The organism is Actinosynnema sp. NPDC020468, assembly GCF_040642015.1.
Taxonomy (GTDB): Bacteria; Actinomycetota; Actinomycetes; order Mycobacteriales; family Pseudonocardiaceae; genus Actinosynnema.
This window is the reverse complement of sequence record NZ_JBFAEO010000018.1, coordinates 26375-44412: the sequence shown is the minus strand read 5'-3', so window position 1 is coordinate 44412 and position 18038 is coordinate 26375. Positions and strand designations below refer to the sequence as shown.

The 18038-nt window shown below is 73.7% G+C and carries 19 protein-coding genes; 13 read left to right on the top strand and 6 right to left on the bottom strand.

What is annotated here, in order from left to right; all coding sequences use genetic code 11:
* The first annotated feature begins 208 nt into the window (after positions 1–208).
* The 11 genes from AB0G50_RS15260 (at position 209) to AB0G50_RS15210 (ending at position 9711) form a co-directional block, all read left to right on the top strand.
* Positions 209–3439: a BTAD domain-containing putative transcriptional regulator gene (locus AB0G50_RS15260; RefSeq protein WP_360107734.1), complete on the top strand. Its 3231-nt coding sequence runs from the start codon at positions 209–211 to the stop codon at positions 3437–3439.
* Between the two features lie 280 nt (positions 3440–3719).
* The gene (locus AB0G50_RS15255; RefSeq protein ID WP_360107731.1) at positions 3720–4595 is read left to right on the top strand and encodes a diiron oxygenase; all 876 of its coding nucleotides are present in this window, start codon (positions 3720–3722) and stop codon (positions 4593–4595) included.
* Complete coding sequence (locus AB0G50_RS15250) at positions 4592–5419, top strand: hypothetical protein (protein ID WP_360107728.1); 828 nt, start codon at positions 4592–4594, stop codon at positions 5417–5419. Before AB0G50_RS15255 ends, AB0G50_RS15250 begins: the two co-directional genes overlap by 4 nt.
* A 1-nt stretch (position 5420) precedes the next feature.
* Positions 5421–5804: a 4'-phosphopantetheinyl transferase superfamily protein gene (locus AB0G50_RS15245; RefSeq protein ID WP_360107725.1), complete on the top strand. Its 384-nt coding sequence runs from the start codon at positions 5421–5423 to the stop codon at positions 5802–5804.
* A gap of 17 nt (positions 5805–5821) precedes the next feature.
* A complete protein-coding gene (locus AB0G50_RS15240) occupies positions 5822–6067 on the top strand; it encodes a phosphopantetheine-binding protein (protein ID WP_360107722.1) in 246 nt (81 codons plus the stop codon).
* Positions 6068–6070: 3 nt separating this feature from the next.
* Positions 6071–6886, top strand: a complete 816-nt coding sequence (locus tag AB0G50_RS15235) for an SAM-dependent methyltransferase (RefSeq protein ID WP_360107719.1) — start codon at positions 6071–6073, stop codon at positions 6884–6886.
* The gene (locus tag AB0G50_RS15230; RefSeq protein WP_360107717.1) at positions 6883–7815 is read left to right on the top strand and encodes a 3-oxoacyl-[acyl-carrier-protein] synthase III C-terminal domain-containing protein; all 933 of its coding nucleotides are present in this window, start codon (positions 6883–6885) and stop codon (positions 7813–7815) included. The genes AB0G50_RS15235 and AB0G50_RS15230 overlap by 4 nt, the downstream gene beginning before the upstream one ends.
* On the top strand, positions 7812–8063 hold the full coding sequence (locus AB0G50_RS15225) for an acyl carrier protein (RefSeq protein ID WP_360107714.1): 252 nt from the start codon (positions 7812–7814) through the stop codon (positions 8061–8063). Before AB0G50_RS15230 ends, AB0G50_RS15225 begins: the two co-directional genes overlap by 4 nt.
* On the top strand, positions 8060–8830 hold the full coding sequence (locus tag AB0G50_RS15220; protein WP_360107711.1) for a hypothetical protein: 771 nt from the start codon (positions 8060–8062) through the stop codon (positions 8828–8830). The genes AB0G50_RS15225 and AB0G50_RS15220 overlap by 4 nt, the downstream gene beginning before the upstream one ends.
* Before the next feature lie 4 nt (positions 8831–8834).
* Entirely contained in the window at positions 8835–9191 is a 357-nt protein-coding gene (locus AB0G50_RS15215) for a 4'-phosphopantetheinyl transferase superfamily protein (protein WP_360107708.1), read from the top strand.
* 124 nt (positions 9192–9315) lie between these two features.
* Positions 9316–9711, top strand: coding sequence for an SSI family serine proteinase inhibitor (locus AB0G50_RS15210; RefSeq protein ID WP_360107705.1), 396 nt, complete (start codon positions 9316–9318; stop codon positions 9709–9711).
* 48 nt (positions 9712–9759) lie between these two features.
* Here the strand turns inward: AB0G50_RS15210 and AB0G50_RS15205 are convergent, their stop codons facing one another.
* Together AB0G50_RS15205 and AB0G50_RS15200 are read right to left on the bottom strand one after the other, a co-directional pair.
* Positions 9760–10947 (bottom strand): low temperature requirement protein A, encoded by a 1188-nt coding sequence (locus tag AB0G50_RS15205; RefSeq protein WP_360107702.1) that lies wholly within the window; start codon positions 10945–10947, stop codon positions 9760–9762.
* Between the two features lie 68 nt (positions 10948–11015).
* On the bottom strand, positions 11016–11714 hold the full coding sequence (locus tag AB0G50_RS15200) for a TetR/AcrR family transcriptional regulator (protein ID WP_360107699.1): 699 nt from the start codon (positions 11712–11714) through the stop codon (positions 11016–11018).
* A gap of 84 nt (positions 11715–11798) precedes the next feature.
* Here AB0G50_RS15200 and AB0G50_RS15195 point away from each other — a divergent pair, with 84 nt between their 5' ends.
* Positions 11799–13229 carry an MFS transporter gene (locus tag AB0G50_RS15195; protein ID WP_360107696.1) on the top strand — a complete coding sequence of 477 codons (1431 nt, stop codon included), beginning with the start codon at positions 11799–11801 and terminating at the stop codon, positions 13227–13229.
* A 137-nt stretch (positions 13230–13366) separates the two neighbouring features.
* Here AB0G50_RS15195 and AB0G50_RS15190 read toward each other — a convergent pair whose 3' ends face one another.
* Positions 13367–14128, bottom strand: coding sequence for a hypothetical protein (locus AB0G50_RS15190; protein WP_360107694.1), 762 nt, complete (start codon positions 14126–14128; stop codon positions 13367–13369).
* A gap of 218 nt (positions 14129–14346) precedes the next feature.
* Here AB0G50_RS15190 and AB0G50_RS15185 point away from each other — a divergent pair, with 218 nt between their 5' ends.
* Entirely contained in the window at positions 14347–14910 is a 564-nt protein-coding gene (locus tag AB0G50_RS15185; protein WP_360107691.1) for an alpha/beta hydrolase, read from the top strand.
* A gap of 250 nt (positions 14911–15160) precedes the next feature.
* Here the strand turns inward: AB0G50_RS15185 and AB0G50_RS15180 are convergent, their stop codons facing one another.
* The 3 genes from AB0G50_RS15180 to AB0G50_RS15170 all read right to left on the bottom strand — a co-directional run bounded on the left by AB0G50_RS15180 (position 15161) and on the right by AB0G50_RS15170 (position 18038).
* A complete protein-coding gene (locus AB0G50_RS15180) occupies positions 15161–15994 on the bottom strand; it encodes a TauD/TfdA family dioxygenase (RefSeq protein WP_360107688.1) in 834 nt (277 codons plus the stop codon).
* 255 nt (positions 15995–16249) lie between these two features.
* Positions 16250–17029 carry an ABC transporter ATP-binding protein gene (locus AB0G50_RS15175; RefSeq protein WP_360107685.1) on the bottom strand — a complete coding sequence of 260 codons (780 nt, stop codon included), beginning with the start codon at positions 17027–17029 and terminating at the stop codon, positions 16250–16252.
* A complete protein-coding gene (locus AB0G50_RS15170; protein ID WP_360107682.1) occupies positions 17022–18038 on the bottom strand; it encodes a glycine betaine ABC transporter substrate-binding protein in 1017 nt (338 codons plus the stop codon). The genes AB0G50_RS15175 and AB0G50_RS15170 overlap by 8 nt, the downstream gene beginning before the upstream one ends.

Here is an 18038-nt window from a genome sequence, read left to right as displayed (position 1 = left end):
CGACCTCACGGACCGGTTCCGGGCCGGCCCGACGAAATCCGGTGATCATGAAAAAGGCCTCCCCACAGGCATTCGGTCACCGTGTCCACATCCCGGCTACCGAAATCATGCTGAGGCCCGGTATATACTTGGTATAGACCACCACGGGGTGCACGAACCGTGTGCGGCGAACAATCCGCGTTCCGTCTACTGGGGGACATGAACGACGGTGGATTTCTCGATCCTCGGCACGCTCGCGGTTCGTGACGGAGTCCGGGAGCGGCCACTCGGCGCACCCAAAGTGCGGACGTTGCTCGCACTCCTGCTGTGCCGACCGGGTGAGCCCGTGCCCGTCGGCACGCTCGTCGACGGGTTGTGGGCGGGCAGCCCGCCCCGGTCGGCGGCCAAGAACCTCCAGCTCTACGTGCATCAGTTGCGACGCTCGCTCGGCGAGCCGGACCGGGTGTCGCTGCGCGCGGGCGGCTACGCGCTGACCGTGCTGCCCGGCGAGCTCGACGCCGAGCGGTTCGAGGTGCTCGCCGCGCAGGCCCGCGACGCCGCGGAGCGCGAGGACTTCCTGACCGCCGACGCCGTGTCGCGGCAGGCGTTGGCGATGTGGCAGGGCAGCCCGTTCGGCGAACTGGCCGACGACGTGCGCGCGCTGCGCACCGAGGCCGAGCGGCTCGGCGAGCGCCGGCTCGCGGTGCTGGGCCTGCACCTGGAGGCGGAACTCCAGCTGGGCAGGCACCAGGAGGTCGTGCCGCGGCTGCGCGAACTGGTCGCCGAGCACCCGTTGCGCGAGGGGTTGCACGCGCAGCTCATGCTCGCGCTGTACCGGTCGGGGCGCCAGGCCGAGGCGCTGGAGGTGTTCCGGCGGGTGCGCGGCGTGCTGGCGAGCGAGCTGGGGCTGCGGCCGAGCAGCGAGCTGAGCGACCTGGCGCAGGCGATCCTGCGGTCGGACCGGTGGCTCGACCCGGTGTCCCGGCGGCCCGTGTCGCCGCCGCCGGACCAGCTGCCGCCGGGGGTGGCGACGTTCACCGGCCGGGAGTCCACGCTGCGCGCGCTGGACGCGGCGGCCGACCTGGTCGACCCGGTGGCGCCCGGCGACGCGGTGCCGATCGTGGTGGTCACCGGCACGGCGGGTGTCGGCAAGACGGCGCTCGCGGTCCGGTGGGCGCACCGGGTGGCCGACCTGTTCCCCGACGGCCGGCTGTACGTGAACCTGCACGGCTACGGCACCGCGTCCGCCACGACGCCGGCCGAGGTGCTGGCGCGGTTCCTGCGCGCGCTGGACGTGCCGGCCGAGCGGGTGCCCGCGCACCTGGACGAGCTGACCGCGCTGTACCGCTCGACGGTGCGCGGCAAGCGGCTGCTGGTGGTGCTGGACAACGCGGGCTCGGTGGACCAGGTGCGGCCGCTGGTGCCCGGGACGCCCGGCAGCCTGGTGCTGGTGACGAGCCGGGACGACCTGCGCGGGCTGGCGGTGAGCAACGACGCGACCGTGCTCCGGCTCGACGTGCTGACCTCGGCCGAGTCCACCCGGTTGCTGGAGCGGGTGGTCGGCGTGGACCGGGTCGCCGCCGAGCGGTCGGCGGCGCTGGACCTGGTGCGGCTGTGCGCCCGGCTGCCGCTGGCGCTGCGGATCGCGGCGGCCCACCTGGCGTCCGGCCGGGAGCGGACGCTGGCCGAGTGCGTGGCCGCGCTGGGCGGCGCGGACCGGCTCGACCGGCTCAGCGTGCCCGGTGACCCGTCGGCGACCGTGCGGACCGCGTTCGAGCTGTCCTACCGGACGCTGGACGGGGCGGCCAGGCGGTTGTTCCGGCTGATCGGGTCGGTGCCGACGCACCACGTCACCGAGGAGACCGCCGCCGTGCTGCTGGACGCGGACGTGGCGGTGGCCCGGCGCGGGCTGGGCGACCTCGTGCGGGCGCACCTGCTGGAGGTCGACGCGGACGGCCGGCACCACTGCCACGACCTGCTCCGGCTGTACGCGGCGGAGTTGGCGGCGGTCGCGGACGAGGACCGCGAGGAGGCGCGCGGGCGGCTCTACGACCGGTACCGGGACACCGCGACCGCGGCCAGCGCCCGGCTCACGCCGCAGATGCTGCGGCTGCCCCGGCCGACCCCGCCGCAGGCCGTGGAGTTCGACGCGGACGCCGCCGCGCTGGCCTGGTTGGAAACCGAGCGCGCCAACCTGGTCGCCGTGGTGCGGGACGCCGCCGAACGCGGGCCGCGCCCCATCGCGTGGCTGCTGGCCGACGCGCTGCGCGGGTACTTCTGGCTGCGCCGGCACGCCGCGGAGTGGTTGCTGGTGGCCGATCTCGGCGCGACGGCGGCCCGGGCGGACGGCGCGGTCCGCGGGTTGATCTCCGCCGAGCAGAGCCTCGCGCAGGCCTACCGCGGCGTCGGGGACCACGCGCGGGCGATCGTGCACTACACCCGCGCGGTGGGGTTGGCCGAGCAGGACGGCTGGACCGAGGCGGAGGCGGCGGCGCGCGGCAACGTCGCGGGGTTGTACTGGGAACTGGGCCGGTTGGACGACGCGGTGGCCGAGCTGAACCGGACCATCGAGCTGAACCGGCGCACCGGGTGGCAGCCCGGGCTCGGCACGAACCTGCTGAACCTCGGCACCCTGTACCGGGAGCTGGGCCGACCGCACGAGGCCGCCGAGCAGCACGCGCTGGCGCTGGAGATCCAGGAGCGCATCGGGTCCAAGAGCGGCGCGGCGCACGCGCACGCGAACATGGCGGAGGCGTTCTTCGACCTCGGCAGGCTGTCCGACGCGCGGGACTCGCTGCGCGAGGCGTTGCGGCTGCACCGGGACACCGGCGGCCGGTACGGCGAGATCACCGCGCTGGTCTCGCTGACGGCCGTGCACGCGGAAACCGGCGACCACGCCGAGGCCGCGACGTGCGGACGGACGGCGCTCGAGCTGGCCAGGGAAACCGGCGACCGGCGCGCCGAGGCGTCCGTGCTCGCCGCGCTGGCCGGGCTGGACGGCGCCCCGGACCCGGAAACCCTGGCGGGCCAGGCGTTGCGGCTGGCCCGGGAGATCGACTACCCGCGTGCCGAGACCGAGGCGCTGCTGGCGCTGGCGGCCGCGCACCTGCGCGACCGGCGGTTCGAGGAGGCGCTGTCGACCGCGGTCGCGGCGGCCGACCTGGCCGCCCGGCACACCTTGCGCCTGCCCGAGGCGAAGGCGCACATGCTCGCCGCGAACGCGCACCTGGCGTGCCGGCGCCCGGACCAGGCCCGCACCGAGGCACACCTGGCTCTGGACCTGCACCGCCGCACCAGCAACCGCATCGGCGAGAGCCGCACCCTGGGCGTCCTGGGCCGGATCGCGCTGGCCCAGGACGACGTGCCGGGCGGCCGAGCCCTGCTCCGCCAGGCCATCGACCTGATCCGCGGCTGCGGTTCGACCGAAACCACCCACCTCCTGGCGGCGCTCCCCGAGTGACCGCACCGCACCCGCCCGCCCGCCGGCGATCACGCCGGGCCGCCCGCCGAGCACACCGCGGGTGACCCACCGCGGACGCGGTTCCGCCTGTGCCGCGACAGCGCGCCCCCGAGCCCCGCCCCCGCGTCACCGGACCGCGCGGGTCCGGCCGTGCCGCGCCGATCCGGGCCACCGAGCGACTGACCGGGGCCGGACATGCCTCTTGTGGACATTGAAGCCGTGCCCCGGGGTGCCTAGCTTCGGTTGCAGGGCAAGGAAAACGGCGCAGGAGGGCTTCGCCATGATCAGCGACCTCATCGACCGCGACGACCGCTTCCGGGGCATCCTCGACCGCCTGTCGTCCAAGTCGATCGACGACTACTACAACCCGTACCGGCTGTTCGAGTGGCCGGACGCGCTGCCGGCCGACATGTGGTGGATGAGCCCCGAGCTGACCACCACCCACGGCACCGACATCGCGGCCGGGTTGGGCGAGGAGCAGCTGCACGCGCTGTCCCGCCATGAGAGCATGAACTTCTACAGCCTGAACGTGCACGGCATCCGCGAGCTGCTCATCGAGGTGGTGCGCCGCATCCACACGACGGGTTTCGAGACGCCGTCGGAGTTCTTCCACCACTTCATCGGTGAGGAGAACGAGCACATGTGGTTCTTCGCCGAGTTCTGCCTGCGCTACGGCGGCCGGATCTACCGCCAGCCGGGCGGCGGTGTCGCCTCGCCCTCCGAGCAGTCGCCCGCGGTCGAGAGCCTGCTGGTGTTCACCCGCATCCTGATCTTCGAGGAGCTGGTGGACCACTACAACGCCAAGATGGCCGCCGACGAGCGGTTGCACGAGACGATCCGCGCGATCAACCGGATCCACCACCAGGACGAGTCGCGGCACATCGCGTTCGGCCGTGAGCTGGTCGAGCTGCTGTTCGAGGAGGTCCGCAAGACCTCGACCGAGCAGGAGCTCCAGGGCATCTCGGACTACCTGCGCCGGTACCTGACCTACAGCTTCGAGTCGCTGTACAACCCGCAGTCCTACAAGGACGCCGGTATCGCGAACCCGCTGGAGGTGCGGCGCGCGCTGCTCGAGTCGCCCGCCCGCGCCGAGGCCGAGGCGCAGGTGTTCCGCAAAACCCGCCGGTACCTGGAGAAGACGGGACTCGTCCGATGACCCGCACGACCGGCGTCGACGCGGCGCCCGCCCTGGCCCTGCTCGGACCGGCCGAGACCAGGCTGGTGCGCGCGCTGGACGACACGTTCGCCGGCTGGGGCGTCGAGGCGGGCGCGGAGGAGATCAGCGTGCCGCCGCTGTACCCGGTGGCGGACCTGGAGAAGTTCGACGTCTACACCAACTTCCCGCAGTTGGCGTTCGTCGCCGGACCGCTGGAACTGGGCGGCGCGGCCAAACCCGAGGACGGCCGGTTCGCCCGCCAGGACCTGGTCGACGGCCGCTACGGGCTGCCGCACGCGACGTGCTTCGGCGCGTACCTGTTCCACGAGGGCGGCGTGGTCGCCGACGACGCCCTGGTCACGCTGGTGAACCGGTGCTTCCGCAACGAGGAGCGCTACGGCGGGCTGCGCAGGCTCGCCAGCTTCCAGATGCGCGAGATCGTGGCACTGGGCGGTTTCCGGCACACCCAGGACGTGCTCGCCCGGTTCACCACCCGGATCGGGGAGTTCGCCGCGGCGATCGGCCTGCACCTGGACCGGGAGGCCGCGGTCGACCCGTTCTTCACCGCCGACGGCGGCCGGGCGCTGTTGCAGAAGCTCAAGCCGGTCAAGCACGAGTTCGTGCACGACGGCCTCGCGATCGCCTCGGTGAACACGCACCGGAACTTCTTCGGCGAGCGGTGCGACATCCGGTTGCGCGACACCGGCGAGCACGCCTACACCGCGTGCGTCGCGTTCGGCCTGGAACGCTGGCTCGCCGTGCTGGGCGACCTGCACGGCGGCGACCTGGACGCGGCGCGCGCGGCCGTCGTCGCCGCGCGCTGACGTGGTCGACCGGGTGGGCATCGGCCGGATCGGGGTCGACGTCGTGCCGCTGGACCGGGCGCGGCGGTTGATCGGCGAACCGGCGCTGCGCCGCATGCTCTCCGCCGACGAGCTGCTCCTGTCGTCCACTTCGGACGGTGTGGACGCGGCGGGCGTCGCGGGCAGGCTCGCCGCCAAGGAGGCGGTGTTCAAGCTGTTCCACGCCACCGGCGAGACGATGCCGTGGCTGCACACCGAGATCCTGCGCGGCGCGGGCGGGTGGCCCGAGGTCAGGCTGCACGGCCGCGCGGCGCGGCTCGCCGCGGAGGCGGGCATCGAGCACATCACCGTCAGCATCACCCACGACGACGCGTGCGCCATCGCGGTGGCCGCCGCCGTCACCTGAGGAATGGGGAAGGCGAGATGAGCACACCCGGCGTGGCGAAGGTCCAGGACTGGATCCTCGGCAGGCACCCCGACCGCACGTCGATCGGTCGCGACGAGGACCTGATCGAGAGCAGGCTCGTGGACTCGCTGTCGTTCGTGGAACTGGTCTACGTGATCGAGGACGCGAGCGGCGTGGAGATCGACTTCGACGCGATCGACCTGGCCGACTTCCAGACCATCGCGGCGATCGACCGGGCGTTCTTCGCCCGCGGGGAGGGCTGAGCCGTGCACGCCGTCTCCTACACCGCGCAGTGGACCGCGGCGGCCAGGGCGCTGGAGTCCGAGCGGGAGGACCCCCTGGTGGTGGACCCGCTGGCCCGCGACCTGGCCGCGCCGCAGGGTTTCGAGCTGATCGACCGGTACGGCGGCGGCGGGCTCCGCGAGTTCGTGGCCATCCGGACCTGGTTCCTGGACGACCTGATCGGCCGGCTCGACGGCGTCGCGCAGGTCGTGCTCATCGCGGCCGGCATGGACACCCGCGCGTTCCGGCTGACCTGGCCCGCCGGCGTCGAGGTGTTCGAGGTCGACCACGCGCCGCTGATCGCGGAGAAGCAGCGCCGGCTCGACGCGCTCGGCGCGGTGCCGACGGTGACCCGGCACGCGGTCGCGGCCGACCTGACCACCGAGTGGCTGCCGGACCTGGTGGCCGCCGGGTTCGCGCCGGACCGGCCGACGCTGTGGGTGACCGAGGGCTTGACGTTCTTCCTCACCGAGGAGCAGGTGGCCGGGTTGCTCGCGGTGCTGCGGGGCGCCAGCGCGCCGGGCAGCGGGTTGGCCGTGGACATCATGGGGAAGGCGTTGCTGCGCAACCCGTTCTCGAAGCCGTTCCTGGACGCGCTGGCCGCCGACGGCACGCCGTGGCTGTTCGGCACCGACGAGCCGGAGGAGTTCCTGGCCGCGCACGGCTGGAAGGTCGTGGAACTGCGCGAGCCCGGCGAACCCGGTGTGGGGCAACGGCGGTGGCCCTACGAGGTGCACCCCCGGTCGCGGCGCGGCGCGAGCAGGCACTGGCTGATCCGGGCCGAGGTCGTGCGCGGATGACGACGTTGGAGCGCGTCGAGTCGTTCGTGCCGGCCAAGGTCGCGCGGATCGAGGACTTCGGCGAGCGGCTGGGGTTGCGGCGGGCCGAACTGGGCGTGTTCCGCAAGTTCTACGGCCTGGACGAACTGCGCTACGACCCCGACCTCACGCTGTTCGACCTCGCGCTGCCCGCCGCGCGCCGGGCGCTCGCCGCGCTGCCCGAGGGCGGTCGCGTCGACTACCTGGTCTACGCGCACACCACGCAGGCCGTGACACCGCCGGACGTCGAGGCGGCGCAGGTGCTGCGCGCCGAGCTCGGCCTGTCCGGCGAGGCGTTCGGGTTGAGCCAGCAGGCGTGCGTGAGCAGCCTGGGCGCGATCGACGTGGTGGCGCGGCTGCTCGCGGGCACCGACGGGTACGCGCTGGTGGTGACCGGCGAACGGGCGTTCTCCCCCGCCACCCAGCTGATCCCGAACATGGCCATCATGGCCGACGCGGCGGGTGCGTGCCTGGTCGCGGCGGACGGGCGCGGCGACGTGGTGCGCTCGTTCACCACCCGCACGCTCGGCGAGTACGCGGACTGGCTCGCGCTGACACCCGAGCGGAGCACGGAGTTCGGGCAGCTGTACGGGCCGGTGCTCGCCGAGGTGGTCGCGGAGGCGTTGGCGCGGGCCGGTGTCGGGCTGGACGACGTCGAGCGGATCATCCCGCACAACGTCAACGGGCTGGCCTGGAAGCAGACGATCAAGGCGCTCGGCGTGCCGGCGGAGAAGGTGTTCCTGGACAACGTCAAGCGGTACAGCCACACCTACGCCTCGGACGTGTTCGTCAACTACACCACCATGCGCGACGCGGGGTCGCTGGTCGACGGCGGGCACTACGTGCTGGTGTCGGTGGGCCTGGGCGCGACGTTCGGCGCGATGGTGATCACCCACCGGGAGGGGACGTGAGCAGGCAGGAGGTGGTGGCGGCCATCGGCGCCGCGCTGGCCGACGTGCTGGAGCGGGAGGTGGCGCTGACCGAGGAGACCCGGCTGTTCGACGACCTGCGGCTGGACTCGTCGTCGGTGCTGGAGCTGCTGATGATCGTGGAGGACGCCACCGGCATCACGGTGGACCCGGAGGACCTGGACATCGACTACCTGCGGTCGGTGCGGTCCTTCGCGGACTACGTCGAGTCGCGGCAGGCCGTGCGATGAGCGGCCTGGCGTTGCGCGCGGCCGGGAGCGTGGTCGCGCCGCCCGGACCGGGGCACCGGCCGGACGCGGTGGCCGACGGGTTCCTGCGCGACCTGCTGGAGCCGTTCGGGGAGAAGGTGGACGAGGAGCTGTTCCGGAGCGGGAACCACGTGACGCACAAGGCGCTCACCGACCTGCTGCTGGCACTGCCCGGTGTCGGCGACGCCCGGCCGGGGCTCGTCCTGGTGGCGCACGCGCTGCCGGACGTGCTGCCGTTCACCGTCGTCGCGCCGTACCTGGCCCACCGGCTGGGTGTGCGGGCGACCGCGTTCTCCGTGACGCAGCAGGGGTTGGCCGCGCCGTTCACCGCGCTGCGGATCGCGGCGGCGCACCAGCGGACCGGGCACACCGACGAGGTCGTGCTGGCCGTGCTGGAGCAGACCACGCTGCCCGCGCCCGTGTCGCACCCGCCGGCGGTGGACTCGGCGGCGGTGCTGGTGTTCGCGCCGGGCGGTGGTCCGCGCCTGGTCGGGGTGTCCTCCGGCGCGGCCGCGGACCTGGTGCGCGACCGGCGGCCGGACGACGTGGTCGTGCTGGGGCCGTGGGTCGACCTGCCGGACGTGCCAGCGCACCGGGTGCCGCCGGGCTCGTACTGCACCAGCGTGTGGCTGGCCCTGGCGGAGAACTGGGCGCGGTGGCGGGAGGGCGGCGGTCGCGTCGTGCTGTGCGACACCGATCCGCGCACGGGCGTGAGCCACGCGGCGGTGTTCGACTCCACGGATCGGTGACGGCGTGCGCATCGGGGTGGATCTGCTGCGCGCGCACGAGTTGGACGCGCTGCTCACCCGGCCGTGGTTCCGCGCGTTCACCTACTCCCCCGCCGAGCTCGCCGTCGCCGACGGGTTCGGCGCGGACCGGCGGCGGGAGTTCCTCGCGGGTCGGTTCGCCGCGAAAGAGGCGGTGCTCAAGGCTCTGGGCACCGGTTTCGGGGTGCGGCCGCACCAGGTCTCGGTGCTGCGGGACGCGGCGGGCGGGCCCGTCGTGCTGCTGACGGGCCGTGCCGCCGAGGTGGCCGCCGGACTCGACGTCCGGGTGTCGATCACCCACAAGGCGGACCTCGTGCTCGCGTTCGCGCTGGCCACGCCGTGACACCGGAACCGGCGGACGGGCACACGTCCGGGTGATCTCGGCGTGCCGAGGGTCCTGTGAAGCGACCAAAGGGGGAACCCTCCGAGATGTGTCCACTCCGGACACCGATCACCGGAGGCATCCCATGCGCAGAACCGGAAAGTCCGTCCTGACCGCCGCGTCCGCCGTCGTCCTCGTGCTCGCCGGCACGGGTGCGCCCGCCCAGGCCGCGGAACCGAGCGCGCTGTTCCTGTCCGTGTCCGGCTCGGACGACACCTGGAGCCGCGCCATCTTCCTGAGTTGTCCGGCCGGGGAGGAGGGCCACTACCACCCGGCGGGCGACCAGGCGTGCGCCGACCTGCTGGACGCCGACGGCGACTTCGACCACCTGCGCGGCACACCGCACTTCTGCACGTGCGAGCGCGACCCGGTCGTCGCGACCGCGCAGGGCCTGTTCGCCGACGCGCTGGTGTCGTGGACCAGGACGTACCGCAACTCGTGCGCCCTGGACGCCGCCACCGGCGCGGTGTTCCGCTTCTGACGCACGAGGCCGCCGACCCCGCACGGGTGTCGGCGGCTCCCCGAACGCTCAGCCGCGTGCCCGGCCCAGGTTCCAGGTCTGCCCGGCCGCCGCCAGCAGCACGACACCCACCACCGCCGCGGCCGGCAGCACCGGCGCGGCGACGCCGGCGGCCAATGGCAGGGCCGCGGCGAGCGCGCTCCACGCCCACCGCGGCCGGCGCGCCAGTGACGTGATCACCAGCAGGTAGGCCGAAACCCCGCCGCACAGCAGCCACGCGGTGCCCGTCGGCAGGTGCTCGGCGGAGTCGGTGACGGCCGCGCCGAGGCCCGTCGCGATCGTGGTGATCGACGCGATCGCGACGAAGTGCGCGGGCAGCAGCGCGCCCGGCGCGAGGGACGTGCTCTCGGCGAAGCCGTGCCGGACGTTGAGCGCCCACAGGAACACCAGCAGCACGAACCCGCCGGCCACGGTCAGCAGCAGCACCCAGCCGACACCCCGGCCCGGCGACCAGTCCTCCACCTCGGACATCGCGCCGATCAGCTGGAGCATCGCCTCGCCCAGCACGATGATCACGAACAGCCCCAGCCGTTCGCCGAGGTGCGCCGGGTCGAGCCGGGCCGCGGTGAGCAGGGGGTGTTCGCGCCGGGCCCTCTCGCGCCGGCGCTCGTCGCGCACCTGCTCCAACCGCTGCTCGATCCGCTGGTTCAGCTCGGCGAGCTGCCGCTCGTCGTCGCGACCGCCGAACACGCTGAACGCCACCGTGATCGCGAGGCCGAGCAGCCACAAACCCAGCCGCCACCACGGCTCGTGCACCCAGAACGACACCACCCACGGCACCAGGCCCGCGTTCCGCGTCGCCGCGCCCCAGGACAGCAGCACCTGCCCGGAGCGGGTGAACGCGGAGGCGCCGACGCCGGCCGTGACCAGGTAGGCCACCGCGAACACGGTCGACCGCTCGCCCATGCCGTGCGGCACGGTCGCGGCCATCAGCGCGATGCCCGCCATGCCGACGAACATCGCCTGCTGCCGCACCGCGTCCGCGACCACGTTGGCGTACAGCGTGAACGTCGTCCACACCAGCCAGATCGCCAGGTACAGCGCGAAGAACGTGACGATCGACAGCGCGTCGGGTCCGTGGTGCGCCTCGCCGTGCACCAAGTGCGCGAGCTGGCCCACCGCCACCACGACGACCAGGTCGAAGAACAGCTCCAGCCAGCTTGCGTGCCGCTCGGCGGCAGCGTGCCCATCGCTCACGGGGTGCCACCCAACCACACCGCCACCCGCGCCGCGCGTGCCGGTCGGTGTCCCGGCGCGGTACCGGCTCAGTCCCGGCGCGCCTGCGCGGCCAGCCCGGCGAGCAACATCGACAGTCCGAAGCGGAACCGCGCGTCGCGTTCGCCGGAGGCCAGCTCGGCGCTGTGCTCCACCAACCTCGGGAACCGCTCGGCGGGCAGGTCGGCGAAGTAGCCCGCCACCGCCGCGTAGTACTCGCCGGGGTCGCGGCCCCGCTTGTTCAGCTCCGCGCCGATCGCGTCCTCGACCGCGCTCGCCGAGACGAACAGACCGACCACGTCGAGCGCCCACGCCGCCGCCCGCGGCGGCACACCGCCGCCGAGCATGATCGTCATCGCGGTTTCGGACAGTCGCAGCGCGTTCGGGCCCAGCGGCACCCGGGCGAGCGCGACCCGGGCGATGTCGCCGTTGCGCAACAACGCGGCGTGCGCGGCCGTCCACAGCTCGAAGGTCTGCTCGTACCACCGCTGCGGGTCGGGCTCGGGCAGCGGCACGTCGGCCACCACGCGGTCGAACAGCAGCTCGAGCAGTTCGTCCTTGTTGGCCACGTGCGCGTACAGCGACGCCTGGCCGGTGCCCAGCTCGCCCGCCACCCGCCGCATGCTCAACCCCTCGACGCCCTCGGCGCGCAGCAGCTTCAGCGCCGCGTCGACGATCGCCTCCCGGCTCAGGCTGCGCCGCGTCGTGGTCTTGCGCGGGGTCCACCACGGGGGCTCGACGTCGGACATGCGCCACAGCCTAGTTGACACGAACGCCGTTCGTAAGTAGAACAGCGTTCGTCAACGAACAGTGTTCGACAAGGGGTGGGGCACATGACCCAGGTGGTGGAAGCGGCGGAGCCGGTCGCGTACCGGTGGCGGTGGTGGGCGCTGGTCGCCGTGCTGACCGCGGAGATCATGGACCTGCTCGACGGGACGGTGGTCGGCATCGCCGCGCCGTCGATCCAGCGCGACCTCGGCGGCGGCAGCACGGTGATCCAGTGGATCGCGGCCGGCTACACGCTGGCGTTCGCGGTCGGGTTGATCACCGGGGCGCGGTTGGGCGACCTCTACGGGCGTAGACGGATGTTCCTGTTCGGGTTGACGGGGTTCGTGCTGGCCTCGGTGCTGTGCGGGTTCGCCGTGTCGCCCACGATGCTGGTGGTGAGCCGGGTGCTCCAGGGGTTGTTCGGCGCGGCGCTGATCCCGCAGGGGTTCGGCGTGATCCGGTCGATGTTCCCGCAGCGCGAACTGCCCACCGTGTTCGGCGCGTTCGGGCCGGCGATGGGCCTGTCCGCGGTCGGCGGGCCGATCCTGGCCGGCGCGCTGATCAGCTGGGACCTCGGGGGCGCGGGTTGGCGGACGGTGTTCCTGATCAACGTGCCGATCGGGTTGGCCGCGCTCGCGCTGGCCGCGAAGGTGATGCCCGAGTCCAAGGCGTCGGACAGCCCCCGCCCGGACCCGGTGGGCGTGGCGCTGGTCAGCCTCGGCCTGGTGCTGCTGGTGTACCCGCTGGTCCAGGGCCGCGAGCTGGGGTGGCCCGGGTGGTGCTTCGCGATGCTCGCCGCGTCCGCGCCGGTGCTGGCCGCGTTCGGGGTGCACCAGGTGCGCCGGTCGCGGTCGGGCCGGTCGCCGCTGGTCGAGCCCGCGCTGTTCCGGTCGCGGGCGTTCACCGGCGGGCTGGCGGTCGGGGTGATCTTCTTCGGCGCGATCAGCGGCCTGGTCCTGGCGCTGGGCCTGTACCTCCAGCTGGGACTGGGGTTCAGCGCGCTGGACGCGGGGTTGGCGCAGGCGCCGTGGGCGCTGGGCGTGGCGATCGGCGCGGCCCTGTCCGGCGCGGTGCTCGGGCGCAAGTACGGCCGTCCGGTGCTCCAGGTCGGCGCGCTGGTGATGGCGGCGGGCGTGGTCGGCCTGATCGTCACCCTCGACCTGACCGGGCCGGTCACCGCGTGGCGGCTCGTGCCGGGGTTGCTGGTGTGCGGGTTGGGGATGGGCCTGCTGATCGCGCCGTTCTTCGACATCGTGATGGCGGGCGTGACGCTGCCGCTGGTGGGCTCGGCGTCGGGGGTGCTGAACGCGGTGCAGCAGCTCGGCGGCGCGGCGGGCGTGGCGGTGCTGGGCACGGTGTTCTTCCAGCTCTTCGAGAAGGGCGAGCAGGTCGACGCGCTGCGCACGGTGCTGTGGGCGACCGCGGGCCTCGTGGTGGCCACCGCCGCCCTCGGCTTCCTGCTCCCCCGCCGGGCCCGACCGGAGGACGCGCACTGAAAACGCACCCGGCGCACGGCCGTGGGAGGCCGGGGGCGCCTACCCCCGGGGGGGGGCCCGGCCGGGCGGGCCGGGGGGGACGGGGCCCGGCCGGGGGGGGGGGCCCCGGGGGGGGGGGGGCCGCCACACCCGTCTGCTCAGTGCGCCCAGCGGATGCCGACCCGGCCGGTGACGTCGGCCGCGACGAAGTGCACCGCGCCGGTCGGGTCGGGTGTCAGCGCGCGGGCGTCGGGCTCGCGGACGCACACCCGCGGCGGCGTCGCGAAACTGGCCTCCAACAGGTAGTCGCGTGCGGTGCGGTCGAGCAGTCGCAGGTAGCGGCCGGAGGTCGGGTCGTCGAACACCGCCACGTACTCCAGGATCACCGACGCGCCCTCCTCGATCGGCTCGTCCAGCACGAGTTCGGCGGTCGCGGTGCCGCGGTCGAAATCGTGCTCCACCCGGCCCACCCGGCAGTTGCGCCGGGCCTCGATCGCGGGCGGCGGGCCCTCGCCCAACTCCCAGCTCGCCTGCCAGCGGTCGGCGCGGCCGCCGCGCAGCACGGTGCGGCTGTGCGCGACGAGCAGCCGGCCGTCGACCTCGACCCGGTCCTGCTGGCTCAGGTGCGTCACCCCGTCCCGGTCGCGCGGACCGAGCAGCGCGGTCAGCGAGCCCGGCGGCAGGCCGAGCACCTGGTCCAGGTGGGCCAGGGCGCGCAACGACTCCGGGCGCGCCGGGCGACGTCGTCCGGACTGCCACAGGCTCAGCGTCGGCACGCTCACCGAGACGCCGCGCTGACCGAGCCGGTGCCGCACCCGGTCGAGCGACAGGCCGCTGGCGTCGATCGCGGCGCGCAGGGCGTCCGGGAACGGTCCCTCGGCGAGCAGGCGGGCGAGATCGGCCGAGGATTCGGCGCGCATCGGGGGTCAACTCCTCCAGGCAGGGGGCAAAGGCTCGCTGAACGACACGTTCAGCAACAGCGGTCCGCCCGACCGGAGTGCACTCCCCACGTCCGCGTGACACTGCGCCCACCCACCATGTACTGAACGTAAGGACAGGTGATTCGCGTGTCAACGACGTCCACCTGTGGTTCGCTCACCATGTGGACCCGCGCGCACCTCACCCCGAAGTGTCCACTGTGGACACCGTCACGCTGCTGCACGGCGGCCTCTGGGAAGACCTGGACGCACACCGGTTCTGGCACGTTCCCGGCGTGGTGGCGGCGTTGCGCGCGTCCGGGCTCGCCGTGCACGCGCCGGACCGCCCGCGCCGGCCGCCGACCTGGGAGGCCGAGGTCGCGCACCTGCTGCCGGACCTGCCGCGGTCGGTGCTGGTGGCCGGGTCGAACGGGGTCACGCCGGCGGTCCGGCTCGCGCTCGCCGCGCCCTCGCTGGTGACCCGGCTGGTGCTCGCGTGGCCCGCCACCGCGCACGACCCGCGCGTGGACGCCCGCAGCGCCGCGCCCGCGTCCCTGCTGGCGGGCGGTGTGCTGCGGGGTGTCGCGGACGAGGAGTTGGCCGCGCTGACGATGCCGGTCGCCGTGCTGCCTGCGCCGGACAACCCGGCACACCAGCGCCGGACCGCCGACGCGCTACTGCGGCTCGTGCCGGGCGCGGTGGAACTGCCGAGCACACCGGAACCGCCGCGACCGGACTTCTCCGCCGCCGCCTTCGTGGCCGCGCTGGCCGGGTTCCTGGCTTGATCCTCGCCGCGCCGGGAGTTCCCGCTCCGGAACGCGGCCGACCCGCGAGGGATCGGCGCCGGTCTCCCGGTCGCCGCCCCTCGCGGGCTCGGTTTCTCTCCCCTGTCGCCGCACCACTCGGCACCCGCGTCCGACCGCCGACCGCCTGACCGGTCTACCGTCGAACCCGTCGACACCCACGTTAGGAACCCTTGCGGCACAACGGCAAGGGGAACGTTCCGGCGTCCACCCGCTGAACGCGGTTGACAAATCAGACGCCGACCGGCACGTCGCCGCGCAGCGTGATCCGGTGCATCACCCGGTGCTGGTCGCCGTAGTCGTCGACGGCGTAGTGGGCGGTGCTGCGGTTGTCCCACACCACCACGTCGCCCGGGCTCCACCGGTGTCGCACGGTGAACTCCGGCCGGCCGATCACCGCGAAGAACACCTCCGGCAGCGCCCGGCTCTCGTGCTCGGTCACGCCCAGGACCCGCGTGGTGAAGCCGGGGTTGACGAACAGGGCGCGCCGCCCGGACTCCGGGTGCACCCGCACGACGGGGTGCGCCACCGGCTCCAACGACCGGATCCGCTCGCCCTCCCAGGTGTTGCCCTCGCCGCCGAGCCGGTCGCGCAGGTACTCCTCGAAGTCCCGGCGGCCGTCGTGCAGCGCGGTGAGCCCGTCGGCCAGCGCGCGCACCGGCGGCGAGAGCGCGAGGTAGGCGGCCTCCAGGTCGGTCCAGCAGGTGTCGCCGCCGGTGGGCGGCAGTGCGACCGCGCGCAGCACCGAGCCCAGCGGCGGCCGGGCCATGAAGGTGACGTCGGTGTGCCACACCGGCGACTTGCCGCCGTCACCGCTGTCGAGCACGTAGATCTCGGGGTGCTCGGCGTCCAGGCCCGGCACGACGGGGTGCGCGGGCGTCGGCTCGCCCAGCGCGGCGGCGAACGCGCGGTGCGCCGACGGCGTCAGGTCCTGACCGGGGAAGAACAACACCTTGTGCTCCACCAGCGCCGCGCGCAGGGCGGGCACCTGGTCGCCGGGGTCGTTCAGGTCGACGCCGGTGACCCGCGCGCCGATGGTCGTGGTGAGCTGTTCGAACGCGGTCACGACGCCTCCCACTGCGCTGTCCTGGTCGGAGGCGGTCCTGGCGCCCCCACGAGCGTGTCCTGGCCGGAGGCGGCCACCAGGCCCCCGAGCGCGGCGTCCTCGCCGGCGGCGGTCACGACGGCTCCCGGCGGAGGGCGGCGAGCCTCGCGACCGGCGGCCCGAACTCCGCGCGGCTCGGTGGAGCCGGCACCCGCGTGCCCGCCGACGGGAAGCGCGGTCGGCGAGGCGGTACCGGTGTCGCGCGGCGCGCGGTGGTCACGACGGTTCCAGCACGGTCGAGCGGACGGCGGCGGCCACCTCGCCGCGCAGGGCCGCGTACTCCGCCGAACCCCGCAGCTCGTCGGCCGACACGCCCTCGCGCGGCAACGGCACCGGGAGGTCCAGGGCGATGCGGCCCGGGCGGTCGGTCAGCACCACGATGCGGCTCGCCAGGAACACCGCCTCGTCCACGCTGTGCGTCACGAACACCACGCCCTGACTGCCGCCCGCGGTCAGCGACCGGACGTCCTCCTGAAGGCGTTCCCGGGTCAGCGCGTCGAGCGCGGCGAACGGCTCGTCCATCAGCAGCAGCCGGGGACGTGCGGCCAGCGCGCGGGCGATCGCCACCCGCTGCTGCTGACCGCCGGAGATCTCCCAGGTGCGGCGCGGGCCCAGTTCCGCGAGACCGACCTGGCCCAGCAGCTCCAGAGTCCGTTGTGGACGGTCGGCGCGCGGCACGCCCGCCCACTTCAGCGCGGTGTCGACGTTGCCCGCGACGGTGCGCCACGGGAACAGCCTCGGCTGCTGGAACACGATGCCGACGTCGCGGCCGGGCACCGGCGGGCGGCCGAGCAGCCGGACCTCGCCCTCCGACGGCCGCTCGAACCCGGTGACCACGCGCAGGAACGTGCTCTTGCCCGAGCCCGACGGACCGACGACCACCACGAACTCGCCCGGGTCGACCCGCAGGTCCAGCGGGCCGAGCGCGGGCACCGCGCCACCCCGGGTCCGGTAGCTGTGCGCGACGCCGAGGAGTTCGACCAGCGCGTCAGGCACCGGGCACCCGCAGCGCCTTGCGGAACACGTCCAGGTCCGGCACCGACTCGACCTTCTTCTGCTCCTGGAGGAACTGCGCCGCCGCGCGCAACTGCTCGGCCAGCTTGCCCGGCGCGTCCGCGGTGCCGAAGTACTCCGGCGTGCGCTGCTCGGCGTGGTCCAGGTAGATGTTCTGCTTGAGCTGCGACAGCGCGTCGTCCACGCTCGCGCCGATCTGCCGCGCGACCGCCTCGGCGACCACCTTCGGGTCGGTCTTGATCTTCTTGAGCGCGTCGTCGGTCGCGGCCAGCCACTTGTCGATCACGACCGGGTTGCGGTCGATGAACTCCGTGCGCGCCACGGTGAAGGTCAGCGTCGGCTTGCCGGCGGCGGCCAGCTTCGCGCTGTCGGTCAACGTCAGGCCGTCCTTCTGGAGCACGCTCAACGCGGGCGTCCAGACGTACGCGCCGTCGATGTCGCCGCGCTGCCAGGCGGCCTGGATGTTCTGCGGCTCCAGGTCCACCAGCGTCACCGACGCCGGGTCGACGCCCGCCTGGCGCAGCGCGGCCAGCAGGCTGTAGTGCGCGGTCGAGCTGAACGGCGCGGCGACCTTGCGGCCGACGAGACCCTTGATGTCGGTGACACCACTGGCCTTGCGCACCACGAGGGCCTCGCTGTCGCCGATCACGTTGAGCAGCTCGATCACCCGGTACGGGATGTTCAGCGGCGGGCACAGGGCCGCCGCGGCCGGGCTGCTGCCGATCACCGCGAGGTCGATGGCGCCGCCGAGGAACGCGGTGTTGATGCTGCCGCCCGAGTCGAACGAGGTCCACGTGATGTCGTGGTCGGGCAACGCCTTCTCGAGCGTGCCCTGGTCCTTGAGCAGCAGCGTGCTGTCCGCGAAGCTCTGGTAGGCGATCCGGACCTTGGTCCGCTCGCCGGAACCCGAGGACGAGCCGCCGACACCGCACGCGGCCAGCACCGGCGCGGCGGCGAGCAGGGACAGCAGCGATCTGCGGGTGACGGACAT